Below are 19821 nucleotides of genomic sequence, written 5' to 3' on the forward strand. Positions count from 1 at the left end.
TCCGGGCACCCGCATCGCCCGCCACCCGCGCGGTGCCCTACCGGCGCCACAGGACCCCCGCGCCGACGCCTGCCGTGGCACTGCTGGGCTGCGTACCGCCTACGTCCCCCCGCGGCGCCCTGGCGCCCCCTCTACTCCGCCCGCAGCACCAGCAACGCGAGGTCGTCGTCCGGGGGGTCCGCCGCGAAGCCGTGCACCGCCTGGGTGATCTTTTCCGCGACCCCCTGCGCGGAGAGCCCCGCACACCCCGCCAGCTCCAGCGCCAGCCCGTCGCCGTCGTCGAACATCACCCGCCCGCAGCGCCGCTCCGTCACTCCGTCGGTCACGCTCAGCAGTACCTCCCCCGGCGCCAGCACGAACGTCTCGCTCTCGTACGCGGCCTCGTCCAGCACCCCGAGCAGCACGCCGGGCCGGGCCGCCGGGCGCACCTCGCCGTCGGGCCGCAGCACCAGCGGCAACGGGTGCCCCGCGCTGGAGACGGTGCAGCGCACACCGCCGCCGTCGGCCTCCGGGAGCGGTTCCAGCTCCCCGTACAGCATCGACAGGAAACGTGCCTGCGGCCCGTCCGGAAGGTCCTGCCCGCCGGCCGTCGCGACGACCCGGGCGGCCGCGTCGGCGGACTCCGTCGCGTCGTCGAGCAGCAGCCGGTTGAGCCGGTCGAGGACCTCGGAGACCTGGTAGCCCTCGCGGGCGAGCAGCCGCAGCCAGGGCCGGACCAGGCCGGTGACGACGGCGGCCTCCGGGCCGTTGCCCTGGACGTCGCCGAGGGCGAAGCACCAGCGGCCGTCGGCCGCGTGGAAGATGTCGTAGAAGTCGCCGCCGGCCACCCCCTCGCCCCGGGGCTGGTAGACGAGCGCGCTGGTCAGGCCGGGGATCTCGGCGACCTGGCTGGGCAGCAGGGCGCGCTGCAGGACGCTGGAGATGGTGGCCTGCTGGGTGTATCTACGGGCGGCGCCGACGGCCAGCGCCACCCTGCGGACGAAGTCCTCGACGAGCCCGGTCACCTCGTCGGGAATGCGCAGGATCCCCGCCCTGCCGAGCATCAGGATGCCGACCCGGCGCCCGCCGACCACCATCCGCACGGCAAGCACCGCCCCGGCCCCGCCGAAGCTCTCCGCCGTGCCCGGCCAGGGCAGCGGCACGGGGCCGCCGCGCGCGGACTCGGGCAGCCGTGGCGGTTCCTTCTCCAGGAGGGTGCGCAGTTCCTCCATGCACGCCTCGCGCGCGTGCCAGACGCGGGCGAGGCGCGGTTCGGCCCCCGGGCCGCCGCCCTCGGGGTCGAGCCACACCGCGCACCAGTCGGCGAGCCGGGGCACCAGCAGCTGCGCGGCGAGCGCCACCACCATGTCCTGGTCGAACTGTCCGGCCAGCAGGTCGGAGGCCTCGGCGAGGAACGACAGGGCGCCCCTGCTGATCCAGTCCGGGTCCTCGTCCCGGACCTGCCTGCGCGGCAGCGGGGCGAGGATCTCGGCGGCCCGCAGCCCGCGCTGGAGCGCCTGGTGGGAGGTGAGGGCGGCCGGGGTGAGCGCGGGGTCGTCGGCCACGGTCGGCTGCCAGCCCTCCAACGGGAGGGCCGCCCAGACGGTCTTGAGGCCGGTGCGGTAGGTCACGCCCCAGCTCTCGGCGAGCCCGGCGACGAGGTGGAGTCCACGGCCGTACTCGGGGGCGCCGCTCCGGTCGCGCCGCTGCGGTTCGTTGCGCACGACCCGGGAGGGGTGGTGGTCGGACACCTCGATGACGAGCGCCGCGGCCTCGCTGGTGGCGCCCGGCAACTCGATCCGGCAGAGGAGTTCGACGGTGGTGCCGGCGTGCACGACCGCGTTGGTGACGAGTTCGTTGACGACCAGGGCGGCGTCGTCGGCGAGCCGGCCGGCGAACTGCTCGTCGGCGGGCAGCAGGGGCGTGCCGGACCAGTCCGCGATGGCGGCCCGCAGGAACTTCCGGGCGGCGGAGGGCGCGAGCGGGTTCCCGGGCAGACTGGTGCGGGCCTCGGACTGGATCTCGTGCCTCCCGGCCCACGGACTTGTCGCGCGGGCGACGGTGGCCCGCTGCGTCGGAATGGATGCCACAGTGCGGCTCCTGATCGGTTCTCGCAATGCGCCGCTGACGACAACCCCAGGGTGACAGACTGAGCCTGCCCATAAGCACCGAGTCACCGAAGTGGGCCACAATGAACGAAGATCGTGTCATTTCGCGCACCGGCGACGGATCGGGACCATACGACCCCTCAACCGGCCCAGGGGCGGTGACACGGGACGGTGACCGGCAGGGGGCGGCCCCGTCGCACACCCGGCCGGACGGCTGGCCGCGCGCCTCCGAACTGCGGCCTCTCCCGCCGCGATGACCTCACTGCGGGACGGGGACTCCCGGGTACGACTGCTGGAGGCGCAGGAGGGGGTGCCGAACGCCCCCGTCGTCCCGGGGCAGGCCGACGCTCAAAGGGAGCCCGCGGGCCCACCACCGACGCTGTGAGGCAAGTAGACCGATGACCGCTGAAGCACCGCAGAGCGATCGCGCCAGCATCCTGCTCGTGGACGACATGGAGGACAACCTCATCGCGCTGGAGGCAGTTCTCGGCGCGTTGAACGAGCCTCTGGTACGGGCCCGTTCCGGCGAGGAGGCGATGAAGGCACTGCTGCGCCAGAGGTTCGCCGTGGTCCTTCTCGACGTCCGGATGCCCGGCATGGACGGCTTCGAGACGGCGTCCAACATAAAACGGCTCGACCAGACGAAGGACGTGCCGATCATCTTCCTCACCGGCACCGAGGGCGACTCCGGTTACGCGTTCCGCGGGTACGCCACCGGGGCCGCCGACTTCCTGACCAAACCGTTCGACCCCTGGGTACTGCGCGCCAAGGTGAACGTGTTCCTCGAACTGCACCGAAAGAACCGGCAACTGGAACGGATGCTGGCACAGGAACGCAGACAGTTCGAGCTGCTCGCCGAACAGTTGGCGGAAATCGAGGAACATGTCCTGGAGAACCGCCATGGAGACGCGTCACAACTGCGCGAACAGGTGGCCCGGATGAGGGACACCCTAATAGAGATGCGCCGCGGCCAGGGCTGCTGACCGCGGCGCACCCCGGGGTGCGCCGGGGTGCGCCGGGAACAACAAATGTTCCGACGTCCCGACGTCCCGACGTCCCGACGTTCCGTAAGAACGGCAGAGTGTTTTCGGAATTCGGCGGTCAGGCCTCCCGGCTGCCCGCGTACATCTCGTCGATCAGGTGCTTGTACTCCCGCTCCACGACCGGCCGCTTCAGCTTCAGGCTCGGCGTGAGTTCACCGTTCTCGACGTCCAGGTCGCGCGGCAACAGCCGGAACTTCTTGATGGTCTGCCAGCGCTGGAGCCCGTCGTTGAGCTCCCTCACGTAACCCTCGATCAGGGTCTGCGTCTCCGGCGCGGCCACCACCTCGGCGTACGTCGTCGCCCTGAGGTCCTGCTCCTTCGCCCAGCCGAGGATCGTCGGCTCGTCGAGGGAGATCAGCGCCGTGCAGAAGTTCCGGTCGGCGCCGTACACCAGGATGTTCGACACGTACGGGCAGACCGCCTTGAACCGGCCCTCGGTCTCGGCGGGCGAGATGTACTTGCCACCGGACGTCTTGATGATGTCCTTCTTGCGGTCGGTGATCTTGAGGTAGCCGTCCGGGGAAAGTTCGCCGATGTCTCCGGTGTGGAACCAGCCGTCGGACTCCAGCACTTCTGCGGTCTTCTCCGGCAGCCCGTGGTAACCCTGCATGATGCCGGGGCCGCGCAGCAGGATCTCGCCGTCCTCGGCGATCCGCACCTCGGTGCCCGGGAGCGGCTTGCCGACGGTGCCGGTGCGGTACGCCTCACCTGGGTTGACGAAGCTGGCGGCGCTGGACTCGGTCAGTCCGTACCCCTCCAGGATGTGAATGCCGGCGCCCGCGAAGAAGTACCCGATGTCCGGAGCCAGCGCGGCCGAGCCGGAGACACAGGCCCGCAGCCGGCCACCGAACGCCTCGCGGATCTTCGAGAAGACCAGCGCGTCCGCGACCTTGTGCTTGGTGTTCAGCGCGAACGGCGCCGTCGCCTGCCCCGTGCGCCGGAAATTGTCCTGCGTCACCTTCGCGTACTCGCGGCCAACGCCGGCCGCCCACTGGAAGATCTTGTACTTGGCCCCGCCGCCCGCCCGCGCCTTGGCGGCGACGCCGTTGTACACCTTCTCGAAGATGCGCGGCACCGCGGCCATGTATGTCGGCTGCACGACCGGCAGGTTTTCAATGATTTTGTCGATGCGGCCGTCGACAGCCGTGACGTGTCCGACCTCGATCTGCCCGGAAGTGAGCACCTTGCCGAACACGTGCGCAAGCGGCAGCCACAGGTACTGGACGTCGTCCTTGGTGATCAGCCCGGTCCCCACGGTCGCCTTCGCCATGTACGACCAGCAGTCGTGCGGCAGCCGTACCCCCTTGGGGCGGCCGGTGGTGCCCGAGGTGTAGATGAGCGTGGCGAGCTGGCCGGAGGTGATGGCCGCGACCCGGTCGCGGACCGCGTCGGGGTTCTTCTCCAGGTGCGCCGCTCCGCGTGCCTCCAAATCGGCGAGCGAGAGGACCCAGCCTTCCGGGTCGCCGTCGGCCGAGGTGGCGTCCTCGGCGTTGACGACCACGACATGGGCGAGGTTCGGCAGTTCGGCGCGCTTCTCGCGGGCCTTGGCGAGCTGCTCGGCGTCCTCGGCGATCAGGACGCGGCTCTCGGAGTCGGAGAGGATGTACGCCGACTCCTCGGCGTTGGTCGAGGGGTAGATCGTGGTGGTGGCCGCTCCGGCGCACATCACGCCGAGGTCGGCGAGGATCCACTCCACCCGGGTGGCCGAGGCGAGCGCGACCCGCTCCTCGGGCCGCACCCCGAGCGCGACGAGACCCGCGGCGATGGCGTACACCCGCTCGGCGGCCTGCCCCCAGCTCAGCGAGCGCCACTCGTCGGGCCCCTGTCCGCCGGACGGTGGCACCGGATACCGGTAGGCCTCCCCGTCCGGCGTGGCAGCCACGCGCTCAATGAAGAGGGTCGCCACGGACGGCGGCCGGTTCTCGATCAAGGTCTGTGTGTCGCTCACGACGTCCTCCGGGCCCACGGCATTGCTGCGCGACTGGCTGGTATTTAACTGGCGAGTAACAAACGATCTGCGATCAGACTAGAGCGCGCGGCCCTGGCGCGTAAGGCCCACCGGTCCTCCTTTTCGTAACGGGCCGAAGCCGTCACCGCCGCACGGCGTCCCGCAGGCAGTGCGAGCGCGTCACCAGGCCCGACGAACGGGGACGGGCCCGCCGCACCGAGGTGCGACGGGCCCGCTGCCACGCCTGGGTCCGGGAAACGCCGGGCTACTTCTTCTTGCCGCCCGAGTCGTCGCTGGAGAGAACCGCGATGAAGGCTTCCTGCGGCACCTCGACACTGCCGACCATCTTCATGCGCTTCTTTCCCTCCTTCTGCTTCTCCAGGAGCTTGCGCTTACGGGAGATGTCACCGCCGTAACACTTGGCGAGAACATCCTTACGGATGGCGCGGATCGTCTCGCGGGAGATCACCCGGGATCCGATCGCGGCCTGGATGGGGATCTCGAACGCCTGCCGCGGGATGAGCTCGCGCAGCTTGGCGACGAGACGCACCCCGTACGCGTACGCCGCGTCCTTGTGCGTGACGGCGGAGAAGGCGTCGACCCGGTCGCCGTGCAGCAGGATGTCGACCTTGACCAGGGCCGCGGACTGCTCGCCGGTGGGCTCGTAGTCCAGGGAGGCGTAACCGCGGGTCTTGGACTTCAACTGGTCGAAGAAGTCGAAGACGATTTCCGCCAGCGGCAGCGTGTAACGGATCTCGACCCGGTCCTCGGAGAGGTAGTCCATGCCCAGGAGCGCGCCGCGACGGGTCTGGCAGAGCTCCATGATCGCGCCGATGAACTCGCTGGGCGCGAGGATCGTGGCCCGTACGACCGGCTCGAAGACCTCCGAGATCTTGCCCTCGGGGAATTCGCTCGGGTTGGTGACGATGTGCTCGGAGCCGTCCTCCATGCCCACGCGGTAGACCACGTTGGGCGCCGTCGCGATCAGGTCGAGGCCGAACTCGCGCTCCAGCCGCTCACGGATCACGTCGAGGTGCAGCAGTCCGAGGAAGCCGACACGGAACCCGAAGCCCAGCGCCGCCGATGTCTCCGGCTCGTACACCAGCGCGGCGTCGTTGAGCTGGAGCTTGTCGAGGGCCTCACGCAGGTCCGGGTACTCGGAACCGTCCACCGGGTACAGACCGGAGAAGACCATCGGCCTCGGGTCCTTGTAGCCGCCCAGCGCCTCGGTCGCGCCCTTGTTCAGCGAGGTGATGGTGTCGCCGACCTTGGACTGCCGGACGTCCTTCACACCGGTGATGATGTAGCCGACCTCACCGACGCCCAGACCGTCGGAGGGGGTCATCTCCGGTGAGGAGACGCCGATCTCCAGCAGCTCGTGGGTGGCGCCGGTGGACATCATCTTGATGCGCTCGCGCTTGTTGAGCTGTCCGTCGACCACTCGTACGTACGTCACGACGCCGCGGTACGAGTCGTAGACCGAGTCGAAGATCATCGCGCGGGCGGGCGCGTCCTTGACGCCGACCGGCGCGGGCACGTCACGCACGACCCGGTCGAGCAGCGCGTCCACGCCGACACCGGTCTTCGCCGAGACCTTCAGAACATCCTCGGGCTGGCAGCCGATGAGGTTGGCCAGTTCCTCGGAGAACTTCTCCGGCTGGGCGGCCGGCAGGTCGATCTTGTTGAGTACCGGAACGATCGCGAGGTCGTTCTCCATCGCCAGGTACAGGTTGGCGAGTGTCTGCGCCTCGATGCCCTGCGCCGCGTCGACCAGCAGGACCGTGCCCTCGCAGGCAGCCAGCGAGCGGGAGACCTCGTAGGTGAAGTCCACGTGGCCGGGGGTGTCGATCATGTTGAGGATGTGGGTGGTGCCCTTGCCCTCGCCCTCGGTTGGCGCCCAGGGCAGCCGTACCGCCTGGGACTTGATCGTGATGCCGCGCTCGCGCTCGATGTCCATGCGGTCGAGGTACTGGGCACGCATCTGCCGCTGGTCGACCACACCGGTCAGCTGGAGCATCCGGTCGGCAAGCGTCGACTTGCCGTGGTCGATGTGCGCGATGATGCAGAAGTTGCGGAGCAGTGCCGGGTCGGTACGGCTCGGCTCGGGCACGTGGAGAGGAGTCGCGGGCACGCAGGGTCCTGATTCTTGAGAAGACGTACACGGAAGGCGCCACGACTGTGCGTCGGGCGCGCGCGTGCGTCGTTCTCGTCTCGGTCCGGAAGTTGTGAAGTCTTCCCATGGTCCCACGGCCGGGGGCCTGCGGCCGGTTTGGGCCGGTCGGCGGGCGGCTGGTAGCCTGGGCAGCTGTGTCTCGTGCACCCTCACGGGTGACGGGACGCACACATCGAGATTCAACCGAACCTGTAAAGGCTCTTTCGTGGCGAACATCAAGTCCCAGATCAAGCGGAACAAGACCAACGAGAAGGCGCGCCTGCGCAACAAGGCCGTCAAGTCCTCGGTCAAGACCGCCGTGCGCAAGGCCCGCGAGGCCGTCGTCGCCGGTGACGTCGAGAAGGCCACGCTGGCCGCTCGCGACGCCTCCCGCGCGCTCGACAAGGCCGCAAGCAAGGGTGTCATCCACAAGAACGCCGCCGCCAACAAGAAGTCGGCGCTGGCCGCCAAGGTCGCCACCCTGCAGGCCTGAGCATCCAGCTCTGAGGTACCTGTGGTAAATCGCCGGCGTCAGGATTCAGCGGACCCTCTCTACCGCTCCTGACCCGGCACCCCCGCCGCGCACCGAACGCGTTCGCCACGCGGGCGCGGTGGACCCTTCTCGAACCGGAACCCCGGCCCCGTCCTTCCCCAGGACGAGGCCGGGGTTCTGGCGTTTCCCGCCGGACGGGCGCCGGACGTAGGGACGTGTGGACGTAGGGACATACGGACGTACGGACGTCTAACGGGCCGACCGCGCCCGAGCGGCCCGAGCCACCGCGACCACGGCCTTCTCCAGCGCGTACTCGGGATCGTCACCGCCGCCCTTGACGCCCGCGTCGGCCTCGGCGACCGCGCGCAGGGCGACTCCGACGCCGTCCGCCGACCAGCCGCGCATCTGCTGGCGGACCCGGTCGATCTTCCACGGCGGCATACCCAGGTCCCGGGCCAGGTCACCGGGGCGGGCCCCGCGCGGGGCCGAGGCGAGCTTGCCGATGGCGCGCACGGCCTGGGCTAGCGCGCTGGTGATCAGGACGGGGGCGACACCCGTCGAGAGCGACCAGCGCAGCGCCTCCAGGGCTTCCGCCGCCCGCCCCTCGACCGCGCGGTCGGCGACGGTGAAGCTGGAGGCCTCGGCGCGGCCCGTGTAGTACCGCCCGACGACGGCCTCGTCGATGGTGCCCTCGACGTCCGCGACGAGCTGCGAGACGGCGCTGGCGAGCTCGCGCAGGTCGCTGCCGATGGAGTCGACGAGCGCCTGGCCCGCCTCGGGGGTGGCGGACCTGCCGAGGGCGCGGAACTCGGACCGTACGAAGGAGAGCCGCTCGGCGGGCTTGGTCGTTCTGGGACAGGCGACCTCGCGGGCGCCGGCCTTGCGGGCCGCGTCGAGGAGCCCTTTGCCCTTGGCGCCGCCCGCGTGCAGCAGCACGAGGGTGATCTCCTCGGCGGGTGCACCGAGGTACGCCTTGACATCCTTGACGGTGTCGGCGGAGAGGTCCTGTGCGTTGCGCACGACGACGACCTTGCGCTCGGAGAAGAGCGAGGGGCTGGTCAGCTCGGCGAGCGTGCCGGGCTCCAGCTTGTCGGGCGTGAGATCGCGTACGTCGGTGTCCGCGTCGGCGGCGCGCGCCGCCGTCACGACCTGCCGCACGGCACGGTCGAGCAGCAGGTCCTCCTGCCCCACGGCAAGGGTAACGGGGGCGAGCGGATCGTCGGTCGTGTTCTTCCTGGTGGCCATCGCGGTCCAGCATCCCACGGGCCACCGACAGCGCCCGCCCCGCCGGGTCCGCGCACAGGGGGTGCCGGACAATGGGCCCGTGAGCGATGTACGACATGTGTTGGTGCTGCCGGACCGGGACGCCGCCGAGGAGGTGGCGCAGGAGCTGCCGGACCGGTTCCGGACCACCGAGGAGCCCCAGCTCGTACGGGACGCCCTGGCGGGCGAGGACGACGCCGAGGACGCCCAGTGGCTGGTGGTGGTCGAGGATCCGGAGCGGCGCCTGGACACGGCGGCGCTGGACGCGCTGGCCGCGGAGTACGAGGGCTGGCTGGAGGCCCCGTAGGAGCTGCGGTGCGCCGCCCGTTCCCAGGGGCGGGCCGGGCAACCCTTCTCGGAGTCCCGTGGAGGGCTTGCGTCGGCTCGCGCGGAGACGGGCGTGCGGCGGCCCGTGCCGAGGCAGGCATGCGGTGGCCCGCTCGCACGGATCTCTGCGGCTCGTTCAGGAGGCCGGGGCGCCCGACTGCTTGGGGACGATCTGGATGTCGAGCTCGACAGCGATGGACGACCCGACGGCGGCGATGCCGTGGCCGAGCATCGTCTGCCAGGTGAGGGTGAAGTCCTCGCGGTGCAGTTCGGCCACGGAGTGGACGGCCGCGCGGGTCTCGCCCTGGATGCCGTTGCCCGTGCCGAGGTACTGGCTGTCGAGCGTGACGGTGCGGCTGACGCCGTGCAGGGTCAGTGCGCCGGTGACGGCCCAGCGGCTGCCGCCGCGGTGCACGAAGCGGTCGCTGTAGAACTCCATCGTCGGGTAGTTGGCGACGTCGAAGAAGTCCTTGGAACGCAGGTGGTCGTCGCGCATCCTGACGTTGGTGTCGATGGACGCGGCGTCGATGATGACGTGCATGGCGGAGCTCTCCATGCGCTCGCCGATGCGGACAGCACCCGCGAAACTGTTGAACCGGCCGCGGATGCGGGCGAGTCCGATGTGCCGTGCGGAGAAGCTGATCTGGGAGTGCATCAGGTCGATCTCCCACTCGCCCGGGTCGGGCAGCGGGGGCGGCGAGGCGATCTGCAGGGTCACGTCGCCGAGTCCTGAGTGGCCGCTCTCGGTGACGGTGGCGCTGCCGCGGAAGGGCGTGAAACCCTCCGCGGTCACGGCGAGCCTGTAGTCACCCGCCGGTACGGCGGCGACGAGTGAACCGTACGGATCGGTCTCGCCCCCGACCACCTTGCGCCCGGACCCGTCGGTGACGACGAACTCCGCCTGCCGGACGGGCTCGTTCACCGGGTCCAGGACCCGGCAGCTGAGTACTCCCGCGGAGGCGGGGACGGAGAGCCCGGCGAGCGGGTTGGTGTGGCTTGCGGAGGCCGGGCGTCGGCCGAGCCAGCGGGAGATCATGATCTGCGCACCCCCGTGCGATTCGTTTCGTTGCTACAGGGGCGCGTCGAAGCACGACGAACCGTCGGGATGGCGACCCTTTGACGAAAAAACATTCGATCACTCATGGGGTGTTCGAGGCAAACGAGGGGCTCGGTGTGGAGATGGCCATGCCTGTCCCCAGAGGTCTGAATTGAGCATTCCGCTTGTCCGTACTCGCTGGTCACTGCCGCGTTACCCGCAGTAATCCAACTTCAGGTGCGGAGTTGCGAAGACCTCATGGAGACAGTAGGCCGGAGACACCGACAGCCTCGCGCAGCGACGGGCCAACTTCCTTGCCCAGGACGGGAACACGGCTGAAATCAGCTCCTCCGTAACATCTCCCACTCAGCCCTCCAGGGGGACCGCCCCCAGCTCTGCCCCCGAGCCGGTCACCGCGATCGGCCCGTCCGTGTCCGTACGGAGCACCATCGCGCCGCCGGACGTCAGCGCCGCCAAGGCCGCGGGAGCGGGGTGGCCATACGGGTTGTCCCGGCCCACCGGAACGAGAGCCAGCCGCGGGGCCAGCCTGCGCAGCAGCCCCGGATCCTGACGGGCCGACCCGTGGTGGGCGACCTTGAGAACGTCCACCGCGGAGAGTGCCGGACTTGACCGCAGCAGGGCCTGTTGGGCGGCCGGTTCGAGGTCGCCGGGCAGGAGCAGCGTCACGGCCCCGGCTTCGCCTTCATGTTCGCCTCCGCCGTCGCCTTCACCGGGAGCGCGGGCCTCGGGCCTCCCTTGCGCCTCGCCGTCCGTGCGGCCGTGCCGGCGGTCCGGGCCACCGTGCCGTACGAGCAGCGTGATGCTCGCGTCGTTCGGCTCATGGGGCGTCGGGTGCGGCAGCGGCGGCGGCCACAGCACCTGCCAGTCGAGCGGACCGATGCGACGCCGCTCCCCCGGTTGCACCGCGATCACCGGCACGCCCGCCCCGGCTGCTGTCCGGTGCACGAACTCGGCCTGGTCCCGAGGCTCCTGGAGCGTCGTCGTCTGGATCGCCCCCACCGCCCGGCCACGCAGCACCCCGGGCAGCCCCGCCACATGGTCGGCGTGGAAGTGGCTGAGCACCACCAGCGGTACGCGGGTGACACCGAGTTCACGCAGGCAGCGGTCGGCCAGGACCGGGTCGGGGCCCGCGTCGACCACCACGGCCGTGTTCCCCCCGCCGGCCGCGAGTACCGTCGTGTCGCCCTGGCCCACGTCGCACAGTACGAACTTCCAGTCCGGCGGCGGCCAGCCGGTGAGTGCCCCGGTGATCGGCGGCGGCCGCACCACCGCGAGCAGCAATAGAAGTACGCAGCCGCAGGTCAGCCAGGGATGACGCGGGGCGCGGCGCACGGCGAGCACCACCGCGACGGTCACCACGGCCATCAGCAGCCCGCCCCACCAGCCACCCGGCCAGCCGATCTCCGCCCCGGGCAACGCTGCCCCTGCCCTGGCGACCTCCGCGATCCACCCGGCGGGCACACCGGCGACCGCGGCGATCACCTTCGCGGCGGGCATCACCGCCGGGGCGGCCGCGAGCGCGGCGAAGCCGAGCACGGTGGCAGGGGCGATCGCCAGTTCCGCGAAGAGGTTGCAGGGGATCGCCACCAGACTGACCCGGGCAGCCATCACCGCGACCACCGGCGCACACACCGCCTGCGCCGCACAGGCAGCCGCCAGCACCTCGGCGACCCTGGGCGGCACCCCGCGGCGTTGCAGTCCTGCGCTCCAGAGCGGGCCGATGGTGAGCAGCGCCCCGGTGGCCAGCACCGAGAGCAGGAACCCGTAACTGCGGGCCAGCCACGGGTCGTACAGCACCAGCAGCAACACGGCGGCGGCCAGCGCCGGGATCAGCGACCTGCGCCGGCCGGTACCGATGGCCAGCAGGGTGATCAGCCCGCAGGCGGCGGCCCGCAGCACGCTCGGCTCGGGACGGCACACGATGACGAAGGCAAGGGTGAGCGCCCCGCCGAACAACGCCGTGGTGCGCAGCGACATACCGAGCCAGGGCGCGAGCCCCCGGCGTTCCGCGCGCAGGGCAAGGGCGGGCGGTCCGATGAGCAGGGCCAGGACGATCGTGAGGTTGCTGCCGCTGACAGCTGTCAGATGCACCAGGTCGGTGGCCTCGAAGGCGGCCTGCAGGTCGGGTTCCATCCGGGAGGTGTCGCCAACGACGAGACCGGGCAGCAGCGCCCGCGCGTCCGGCGGCAGCCCTTCGGTGGCCTCTCGCAGGCCCGCTCTGAGCCCGCCGGCCGTGCGCTGCACGGCGGTCGGCGCCGCCACGACCTCCGGGGGCCCGCTGCCCGGAACCCGCAGCACCGCGGCGATCCTGCCGCCCTCCAGAAACGGCGGCGCCAGCCGCGCCACGGCCACCCGCAACCGGGTGGAGGGCAGCAGACGCAGCCACTGTGCGGCGGGCCCGCGCATCGGGGCGAGGACCAGCAGCGGGGTCCGGACCTTGGTGACCGTCCCGTCGGCGGCGGTGACCCGGGTGAGTTCCGCGTCCAGGACGACGGACCGGGGCGCCGTCCGGTCACCATTCACCCGGGGCCGGGTCCGTCGTGGGTCACCGGTGACGGTGAGTTCCGCCTGCACCGTGGCGTACCGGCCCGCCAGCTCGGGCACCGGCCCGCGGTGGAGGTCCGCCGAGTGCAGAGCGGCCGACGCGGTGGCCCCGGCAGCGCAGAGCAGCACGGTGGCCACCGCCGTGAGCCGCAGACAGCGCCCGTCGGCCTGCCGGCCGTTCCCTCCCTCGCACGACCCCTCGGTCTGCGCACTGCGCCCCCGGCCCGGGCCCCGCGTTGCCAGGAGGGCCGCCGCCACGGCTCCGACGAGGGTGATGGACAGGAGCGCGACCGCCGGCGCCGCACGACCACCCACGGTCAGTGCCGCTGCCGCCCAGGCCGCGAGCGCCGGCGGCACCAGCCTGAGGTCCGCCGGCCCCTCCTGGCGCGGATGGGAATCCCCCAGCCGACGCCCGGACGCGGCGTGCACATCGGCGCCCACCCCCGCTGCCGCCCCGGTCGGAGGGCCGGAACCGTCTTCGCGGTTCACGGCCGTACGAGGTTCTGCAGGTCCGTGAACCTGCGATCTCCGATCCCGTTGACCTCACGGAGTTCCCCCACCGAGCGGAAACCGCCGTGCTGCGTGCGGTAGTCGACGATGTGGCGGGCCAGCACGGGGCCCACCCCGGGCAGGGTGTCGAGCTGCTCCACGGTTGCCGAGTTGAGGCTGAGCGGACCGCCCTGCGGAACACCTCCCGCCCTGAACCCCGGTGCGGGCACTCCCCCCGTCTGGGACGAAGGCGGCGCGGGCCCCCCGACCACCACCTGTTCGCCGTCGGTCAGCACCCGGGCCCGGTTGAGCCCGTCGGTGTCCACCCCTCTCTGGACGCCACCGGCCACCCGCAGGGCGTCGGCGACCCTCGACCCTGCGGGCAGCCGGTGCACACCCGGCTGCCTCACCTTGCCGCTCACGTCGACGACGACGACCGCACCCCCCGGGGCCTGCGAAGCGTCCATCACCCCCGGAACGGCGGGGACAGTCGCCGGGCCGGAGCCGGACGACGGCTGCACCGGAGATGCCGCGGGCGCGGCCCCCTGACGTTCGCCGGCCCCCGGCGGTGAGGCCACGGCCCCCGCCGCTCCCACCGTCTCCGGTGCGCGCACGGTCTCGGGGCGCCCCGCCCAGAAGTGCTGGAACGCGAACCCCGCGGACACGGCCAGCACGGCGGCAAGGGCTCCCAGGGTCCTGGGCTCCATCCCGCACCGTGTCTGGACCCAGACCGGCATCCGCTCCCGCACCGCGGTCCACCCCCGCCGTAGACCGCCCGCCCCCGGACGTGCGCGAGGTACGGGCGAGGGGGGCGGCACGCGGGCCGGCCTGACCCGAGGCCGGGGGAGCCGGAGCGCAGGTGCGGTAACCGGCCGCGCGAGAGGTGCCCGAGTGGAAGCCGCGGGCGCGGAGGGTGAGACGGCGGAGATGCGGGGTGAGGCAGCCGTGGTGGAGGGTGAGGCGGCCGTGCTGGAGGGGGCCAGCGCCCGCGAGAGCGTCCCGGGCAGCGCGAAGAGGGCGTCAGCGCGCCGCCGGGACAGGGCTGCCGCCGTGGCGGCGGCTGCCCCGCGCCGGCCTCGCCGGACCCCTGGTGAGGCACGGAGCCCCGTACCGGCGGACCGTGTGCCGACCGGCCTCGTACGGGCGAGGGAGTGAGAGGTACGACCGGGCGCGCGGCCCGGTCCTGTCGTGTCGTTTCGTGATCGCAGAGCCATGCAGCTGAAGGTAGGCACATCGCCGCGAACTCGCTGATCATGGTCAAATCCCGTGGATAACCCACCGGTTGTGGATAACTCGGCCACTCCCGCGCGTGACACACGCCACCGGCGTTGACGCGGCGTCCCCCTCAGCGAGCCGAGACCACCGCTCCCAGCAGGCCCGGCCCCGTGTGCGCGCCGATCACCGCCCCGACCTCGCTGACGTGCAGATCCGCCAGCCCCGGCACCCGCTCCCTGAGCCGCTGGGCGAGTGTCTCGGCGCGCTCGGGCGCGGCCAGGTGGTGCACCGCGATGTCCACACGGCGTTCACCGGCCTTCTCCACCGCGAGCTCCTCCAGCCGGGCGATCGCCCTGGAGGCCGTGCGTACCTTCTCCAGCATCTCGATCCGCCCGTCGGCGAGTTCAAGAAGCGGCTTGACCGCGAGGGCCGAACCCAGCAACGCCTGTGCGGCGCCGATCCGGCCGCCGCGACGCAGATAGTCCAGGGTGTCGACGTAGAAGTACGCGGAGGTGCCCTCGGCCCGTTTCTCCGCCGCTGCCACCGCATCGTCGACGGTGCCGTCCGCCTCCGCCGCCTCGGCCGCCGAAAGGGCGCAGAACCCGAGGGCCATGGCGACCATCCCGGTGTCCACCACCCGTACCGGCACCGGCGCATCCCGCGCCGCGAGCACGGCCGCGTCGTACGTCCCGGAGAGCTCGGCCGGCAGGTGCAGCGAGACGATTCCGGTGGCTCCCGCCTCCGCCGCCGCACGGTACGTCGCGGCGAACACCTCCGGGCTCGGCCGGGACGTGGTCACCGACCGACGCTTCTGCAAGGCCTGGGCGAGCGAACGCGCAGAGATCTCGGTGCCCTCCTCGAGCGCCCGGTCACCCAGGACGACAGTCAGCGGAACCGCGGTGATGCCGTGCCGCTCCATCGTCTGGTGCGGCAGGTAGGCCGTTGAATCGGTGACGATCGCGACATGGCGGGACATGAGCGGGAGGTTACCCGCAGGCGAAGCCCGGCGGCAGCCCGACCCCTGCCCGGCGCGGAACACCGGCCGAAGAGATCGGGTGGTGGTTCGCGCTGGGGAGGAGCGCCTCATGAGGTCGGGTAGTGGCCCGCGCCGAGGAGGGACGCCTCATGGGGGACGGGTGGTGCTCCCAGGCACGGGCGCATTCCGGTGATCAGGTGGTGCTCTCGGGCCGGGGCGCCTTCTGCCACGAGTACGGGGTCTGCCGGCTGTGGTCGCGTCCGGTGATCGCCTGCGGACCGGATCCCTTCTCCTCCGTCGCGGATCCGTCGGCTGCGGGATCGCCCTGGCTCGTCGTGCCCGCAGCCGGCTCGGGCCAGGTCTGCGAGGGTCCTGCGGCAGCGGACGCGTTCTGCCGCGTGGGGTCGGGATCGACTGCCGCCCAGTGGCGCAGCGCCCCGGACTCCATCCGGATCTGCTCACTCAGCGACGCCAAGTCGTCGTCCGCGAACCTCCGTGCCCGGTCCCGGGCTGCCCAGCGCAGCGAGTCCGCCGACTGCACGACCTGTTCCGTACGCTCCCGGAGCTCCGGGATCCGGTCGGCGGCCTGAGCCTTGTCCGGGCCGCGCTCCAGCCGGCGCAGCTCGTCGTCCAGCTGGTGGCCGTACTCACTGAGCCGCTCGAACAAGGCAATCGACTCCGACAGCGAGGCATCGGACGCGACACCTGTGGTCAGTGCCTCCTGAGTGGCCCGCATGGAGGTGCGCAGCGACAGCCGCAGCTGTGCCAGCTCGCCGCCCATTCCCATCTGGCCGTAACTCTTCGCCCGCAGCGCGGTGTCCTCGACGGTCCTTCTGGCCTGCGTGATCGTACGGTCCACGCCGCGCCTGGCGGCCCCGACCGCCTTCACGGTGACGTACACCCCCAATCCGACGAAGGCGAAGAAGAGCAGCGCCATGATCAGGATGACGACAGCTTCCATGACGCCCCTCCGCGGTAGGTCTGACGGGATGTTCCGCTGACTGAACTGTTGACCTGCTTCTCCACCGTAAACGGAGAGGGCAGGCCAGAGGTTCCAACGGAACCCCCAACCTGCCCGTAGGGGAAAGCCCTCAGCCGGTCCGACCAGCCGCCGCGGTCATGCCGGCCGGCACTATGCCGGAACGATGTTGACCAGCTTCGGCGCCCGCACGACGACCTTGCGGATGCCCGCGCCGCCCAGCGCCGCCACGACGGCGGGGTCGGCCAGCGCCAGCTTCTCCAGCTCGTCGTCATCGATCGACGGAGAGATCTCCAGACGCGCCTTCACCTTGCCCTTGACCTGAACGACGCAGGTCACGGTCTCGTCGACCACGTACGCCGGGTCCGCGACAGGGAAGTCCTCGTGAACGACCGATGCGGTGTGTCCCAGCTTGCGCCACAGTTCCTCGGCGATGTGCGGGGCCAGCGGGGCGATGAGCAGCACCAGGCGCTCGGCGACGGAGCGTGAGAGGGGGCCGCCCGCCTTCGTCAGGTGATTGTTCAGCTCGGTGATCTTTGCGATGGCCGTGTTGAAACGCATACCGGCCATGTCCTGGCCGACACCGTCGATCGCCTTGTGCAAGGCGCGCAGAGTGTCGTCGTCCGGCTCGGTGTCCGTGACGGTGACCTCACCGGTGCTCTCGTCGACAACATTGCGCCACAGGCGCTGCAGCAGCCGGTACTGACCGACGACGGCGCGGGTGTCCCACGGGCGCGACACGTCCAGCGGCCCCATCGCCATCTCGTAGAGGCGCAGGGTGTCCGCTCCGTACTCGGCGGAGATCTCGTCCGGGGTGACGGCGTTCTTCAGGGACTTGCCCATCTTGCCCAGAACGCGGCTGACCCTCTCACCCTGGTGATAGAAGCCACCGTCGCGCTCGTCGACCTCGGCAGCCGGTACTGCGATGCCTCGCGAGTCACGGTAGACGAACGCCTGGATCATGCCCTGGTTGTACAGCTTGTGGAACGGCTCGGACGACGAGACATGGCCCAGGTCGAACAGCACCTTCGACCAGAACCGGGCGTACAGCAAGTGCAGCACCGCGTGCTCCGCACCGCCGACGTACAGGTCGACGCCTCCGTGCGGCATGCCCTCGCGCGGCCCCATCCAGTACTGCTCGACGGCAGGGTCGACGAGCTTCTCGCTGTTGTGCGGGTCCAGGTAGCGCAGCTCGTACCAGCAGGAGCCGGCCCAGTTGGGCATCGTGTTGGTCTCGCGGCGGTACTTCTTGGGTCCGTCACCCAGGTCCAGGGTGACGTTGACCCAGTCCTGGTTGCGGGACAGCGGTGTCTCGGGCTGCGCGCCGGCGTCCTCGGGGTCGAAGGTGCGCGGCGAGTAGTCCTCGACCTCGGGCAGTTCCAGCGGCAGCATCGACTCGGGCAGCGAATGAGCGACGCCGTCCTCGTCGTAGACGATCGGGAAGGGCTCGCCCCAGTAGCGCTGGCGGCTGAACAGCCAGTCGCGCAGCCGGTAGTTGACGGTGCCCTCGCCGCAGGCGTTGGCGGCCAGCCACTCGGTCATACGGATCTTCGCGTCGGCCACGCCCAGTCCGTCCAGCGAGACGGTTTCCTCGGCCGCGGAGTTGACGATCTTGCCGTCGTACGAGGCGAACGCGTCCTCCCAGGCGGCCGGGTCCTGGCCGCGGCCGTCCGTCGGCTCGACGACGCAGCGCATCGGCAGCTCGAAGGCACGCGCGAAGGCGAAGTCACGGCTGTCGTGCGCGGGAACGGCCATGATCGCGCCGGTGCCGTAACCCATCAGCACGTAGTCCGCGATAAAAACGGGGACCCTTTCCCCACTTACCGGGTTGATCGCGTACGCCCCGGTGAAGACACCGGTCTTCTCCTTGGCATCGACCTGCCTCTCCACGTCCGACTTGGCAGCGGCCTGCTTGCGATACGCGGCGACGGCTTCGGCCGGCGTGGCGTGACCGCCTGTCCACACACCGTGCGTGCCCTCGGGCCAGGCAGCCGGCACGATGTCCGAAACCAGCTCGTGCTCGGGCGCCAGCACCATGTACGTCGCGCCGAACAGAGTGTCCTGCCGGGTCGTGAAGACCGTGATCTTCGTGTCGTCCCTGCCGTCGACCGCGAAGTCCACCCGGGCGCCTTCACTGCGGCCGATCCAGTTGCGCTGCTGCAGCTTGATCGCCTCGGGCCAGTCCAGGCCGTCCAGGTCGTCGATCAGTCGGTCAGAGTAGGCGGTGATGCGCATGTTCCACTGACGCAGCTTGGCCTTGAAAACGGGGAAGTTGCCACGCTCGGAACGCCCGTCCGCCGTCACTTCCTCGTTCGCCAGTACGGTGCCAAGCCCCGGCGCCCAGTTCACCGGCGCGTCCGACGCGTACGCCAGCCGGTACTCGCTCAGGACCTCGGCGCGTTCGGCGGCGTCCAGAGCCATCCAGGAGCGACCGTCGGGCAGCGTGCGCTCACCGCTCTCGAACTGCGCGACCAGCTCCGTGATCGGGCGGGCCTTCTGCGCCTCGGTGTCGTACCAGGAGTTGAAGATCTGAACGAAGATCCACTGTGTCCACTTGTAGTACTCGGCGTCGATCGTCGCGAACGAGCGGCGCTTGTCGTGGCCCAGGCCCAGTCGGCGCAGCTGGTCCTTCATGTTGGCCATGTTGGCCTCGGTGGAGGTCCGCGGGTGCGTGCCGGTCTGCACGGCGTACTGCTCGGCAGGCAGGCCGAAAGCGTCGAAGCCCAGCGTGTGGAGGACATTGTGGCCGGTCATACGCTGGTGACGGGCGTACACGTCAGTGGCGATGTAGCCCAGCGGGTGGCCGACGTGCAGGCCCGCACCGGACGGATACGGAAACATGTCCATGATGAATTTCTTGGGCTTCGCGGCCAGCTCCGCGTCACCCGACAGGTCTCCGTTGCCGGGATTCGGCGCCTCGTAGGTGCCTTCGGCGTCCCAGAAGTCCTGCCAGCGTGCCTCGATGTCGGCGGCCATGGCAGCCGTGTAGCGGTGCGCAGCTGCCGTCTCGGCAGCGGCAGCGGCATTCGTCTCGCTCATGATTTTCGAAGCTCCATCGATTTCGTCTCTGCCTACGGATATCTGCCTGCGGAAATGAAAAATCCCCTCGCACAGGAGGGGACGCCGCGCCGATGCCGACCAGGTTGTTCCACCGGTCGGGACTGATCAGCGCGGCTCACTAAGCAGAAGGCGTACGGCACGCATGGCGTCAGGGTACCGCAGGGGCCACGGGGGCCGCATCGAGCGGC

13 protein-coding genes are annotated in these 19821 nt (G+C 70.7%); 3 read left to right on the top strand and 10 right to left on the bottom strand.

The window, feature by feature from the left end; translation table 11 throughout:
• Positions 1-131: 131 nt before the first annotated feature.
• Positions 132-2069: a SpoIIE family protein phosphatase gene (locus ACIQM4_RS16750; protein WP_401591857.1), complete on the bottom strand. Its 1938-nt coding sequence runs from the start codon at positions 2067-2069 to the stop codon at positions 132-134.
• Between the two features lie 416 nt (positions 2070-2485).
• On the opposite strand from ACIQM4_RS16750, the gene ACIQM4_RS16755 reads away from it, so the two are divergent.
• Positions 2486-3070 (top strand): two-component system response regulator, encoded by a 585-nt coding sequence (locus tag ACIQM4_RS16755; protein ID WP_401591859.1) that lies wholly within the window; start codon positions 2486-2488, stop codon positions 3068-3070.
• Between the two features lie 118 nt (positions 3071-3188).
• Here ACIQM4_RS16755 and ACIQM4_RS16760 read toward each other — a convergent pair whose 3' ends face one another.
• Both ACIQM4_RS16760 and lepA read right to left on the bottom strand, forming a co-directional pair.
• A complete protein-coding gene (locus tag ACIQM4_RS16760) occupies positions 3189-5078 on the bottom strand; it encodes an AMP-dependent synthetase/ligase (protein WP_401591861.1) in 1890 nt (629 codons plus the stop codon).
• Between the two features lie 265 nt (positions 5079-5343).
• A complete protein-coding gene (lepA, locus tag ACIQM4_RS16765; protein WP_401591863.1) occupies positions 5344-7209 on the bottom strand; it encodes a translation elongation factor 4 in 1866 nt (621 codons plus the stop codon).
• Positions 7210-7456: 247 nt separating this feature from the next.
• Between lepA and rpsT the strand changes: the two genes are divergently transcribed.
• Positions 7457-7723: a 30S ribosomal protein S20 gene (rpsT, locus tag ACIQM4_RS16770; RefSeq protein ID WP_401591865.1), complete on the top strand. Its 267-nt coding sequence runs from the start codon at positions 7457-7459 to the stop codon at positions 7721-7723.
• Positions 7724-7972: 249 nt separating this feature from the next.
• On the opposite strand, the gene holA is transcribed toward rpsT, so the two are convergent.
• Positions 7973-8968 carry a DNA polymerase III subunit delta gene (holA, locus tag ACIQM4_RS16775; RefSeq protein ID WP_401591867.1) on the bottom strand — a complete coding sequence of 332 codons (996 nt, stop codon included), beginning with the start codon at positions 8966-8968 and terminating at the stop codon, positions 7973-7975.
• A 79-nt stretch (positions 8969-9047) separates the two neighbouring features.
• On the opposite strand from holA, the gene ACIQM4_RS16780 reads away from it, so the two are divergent.
• A complete protein-coding gene (locus ACIQM4_RS16780; protein WP_401591869.1) occupies positions 9048-9293 on the top strand; it encodes a hypothetical protein in 246 nt (81 codons plus the stop codon).
• Between the two features lie 156 nt (positions 9294-9449).
• Here ACIQM4_RS16780 and ACIQM4_RS16785 read toward each other — a convergent pair whose 3' ends face one another.
• From ACIQM4_RS16785 to leuS, 6 genes are all read right to left on the bottom strand, one after another.
• Positions 9450-10349: a YceI family protein gene (locus tag ACIQM4_RS16785; protein ID WP_401591871.1), complete on the bottom strand. Its 900-nt coding sequence runs from the start codon at positions 10347-10349 to the stop codon at positions 9450-9452.
• A 366-nt stretch (positions 10350-10715) separates the two neighbouring features.
• On the bottom strand, positions 10716-13403 hold the full coding sequence (locus ACIQM4_RS16790) for a ComEC/Rec2 family competence protein (protein WP_401591873.1): 2688 nt from the start codon (positions 13401-13403) through the stop codon (positions 10716-10718).
• Entirely contained in the window at positions 13400-14110 is a 711-nt protein-coding gene (locus tag ACIQM4_RS16795) for a helix-hairpin-helix domain-containing protein (RefSeq protein WP_401591875.1), read from the bottom strand. The genes ACIQM4_RS16790 and ACIQM4_RS16795 overlap by 4 nt, the downstream gene beginning before the upstream one ends.
• Before the next feature lie 638 nt (positions 14111-14748).
• Positions 14749-15594, bottom strand: coding sequence for a DegV family protein (locus ACIQM4_RS16800; protein WP_401591877.1), 846 nt, complete (start codon positions 15592-15594; stop codon positions 14749-14751).
• A gap of 193 nt (positions 15595-15787) precedes the next feature.
• On the bottom strand, positions 15788-16555 hold the full coding sequence (locus tag ACIQM4_RS16805; RefSeq protein WP_401591879.1) for a hypothetical protein: 768 nt from the start codon (positions 16553-16555) through the stop codon (positions 15788-15790).
• A 171-nt stretch (positions 16556-16726) separates the two neighbouring features.
• Positions 16727-19612 (bottom strand): leucine--tRNA ligase, encoded by a 2886-nt coding sequence (gene leuS, locus ACIQM4_RS16810; RefSeq protein WP_401591881.1) that lies wholly within the window; start codon positions 19610-19612, stop codon positions 16727-16729.
• Positions 19613-19821 lie beyond the last annotated feature (209 nt).

The organism is Streptomyces sp. NPDC091272, from assembly GCF_044757485.1.
Taxonomy (GTDB): domain Bacteria; phylum Actinomycetota; class Actinomycetes; order Streptomycetales; family Streptomycetaceae; genus Streptomyces.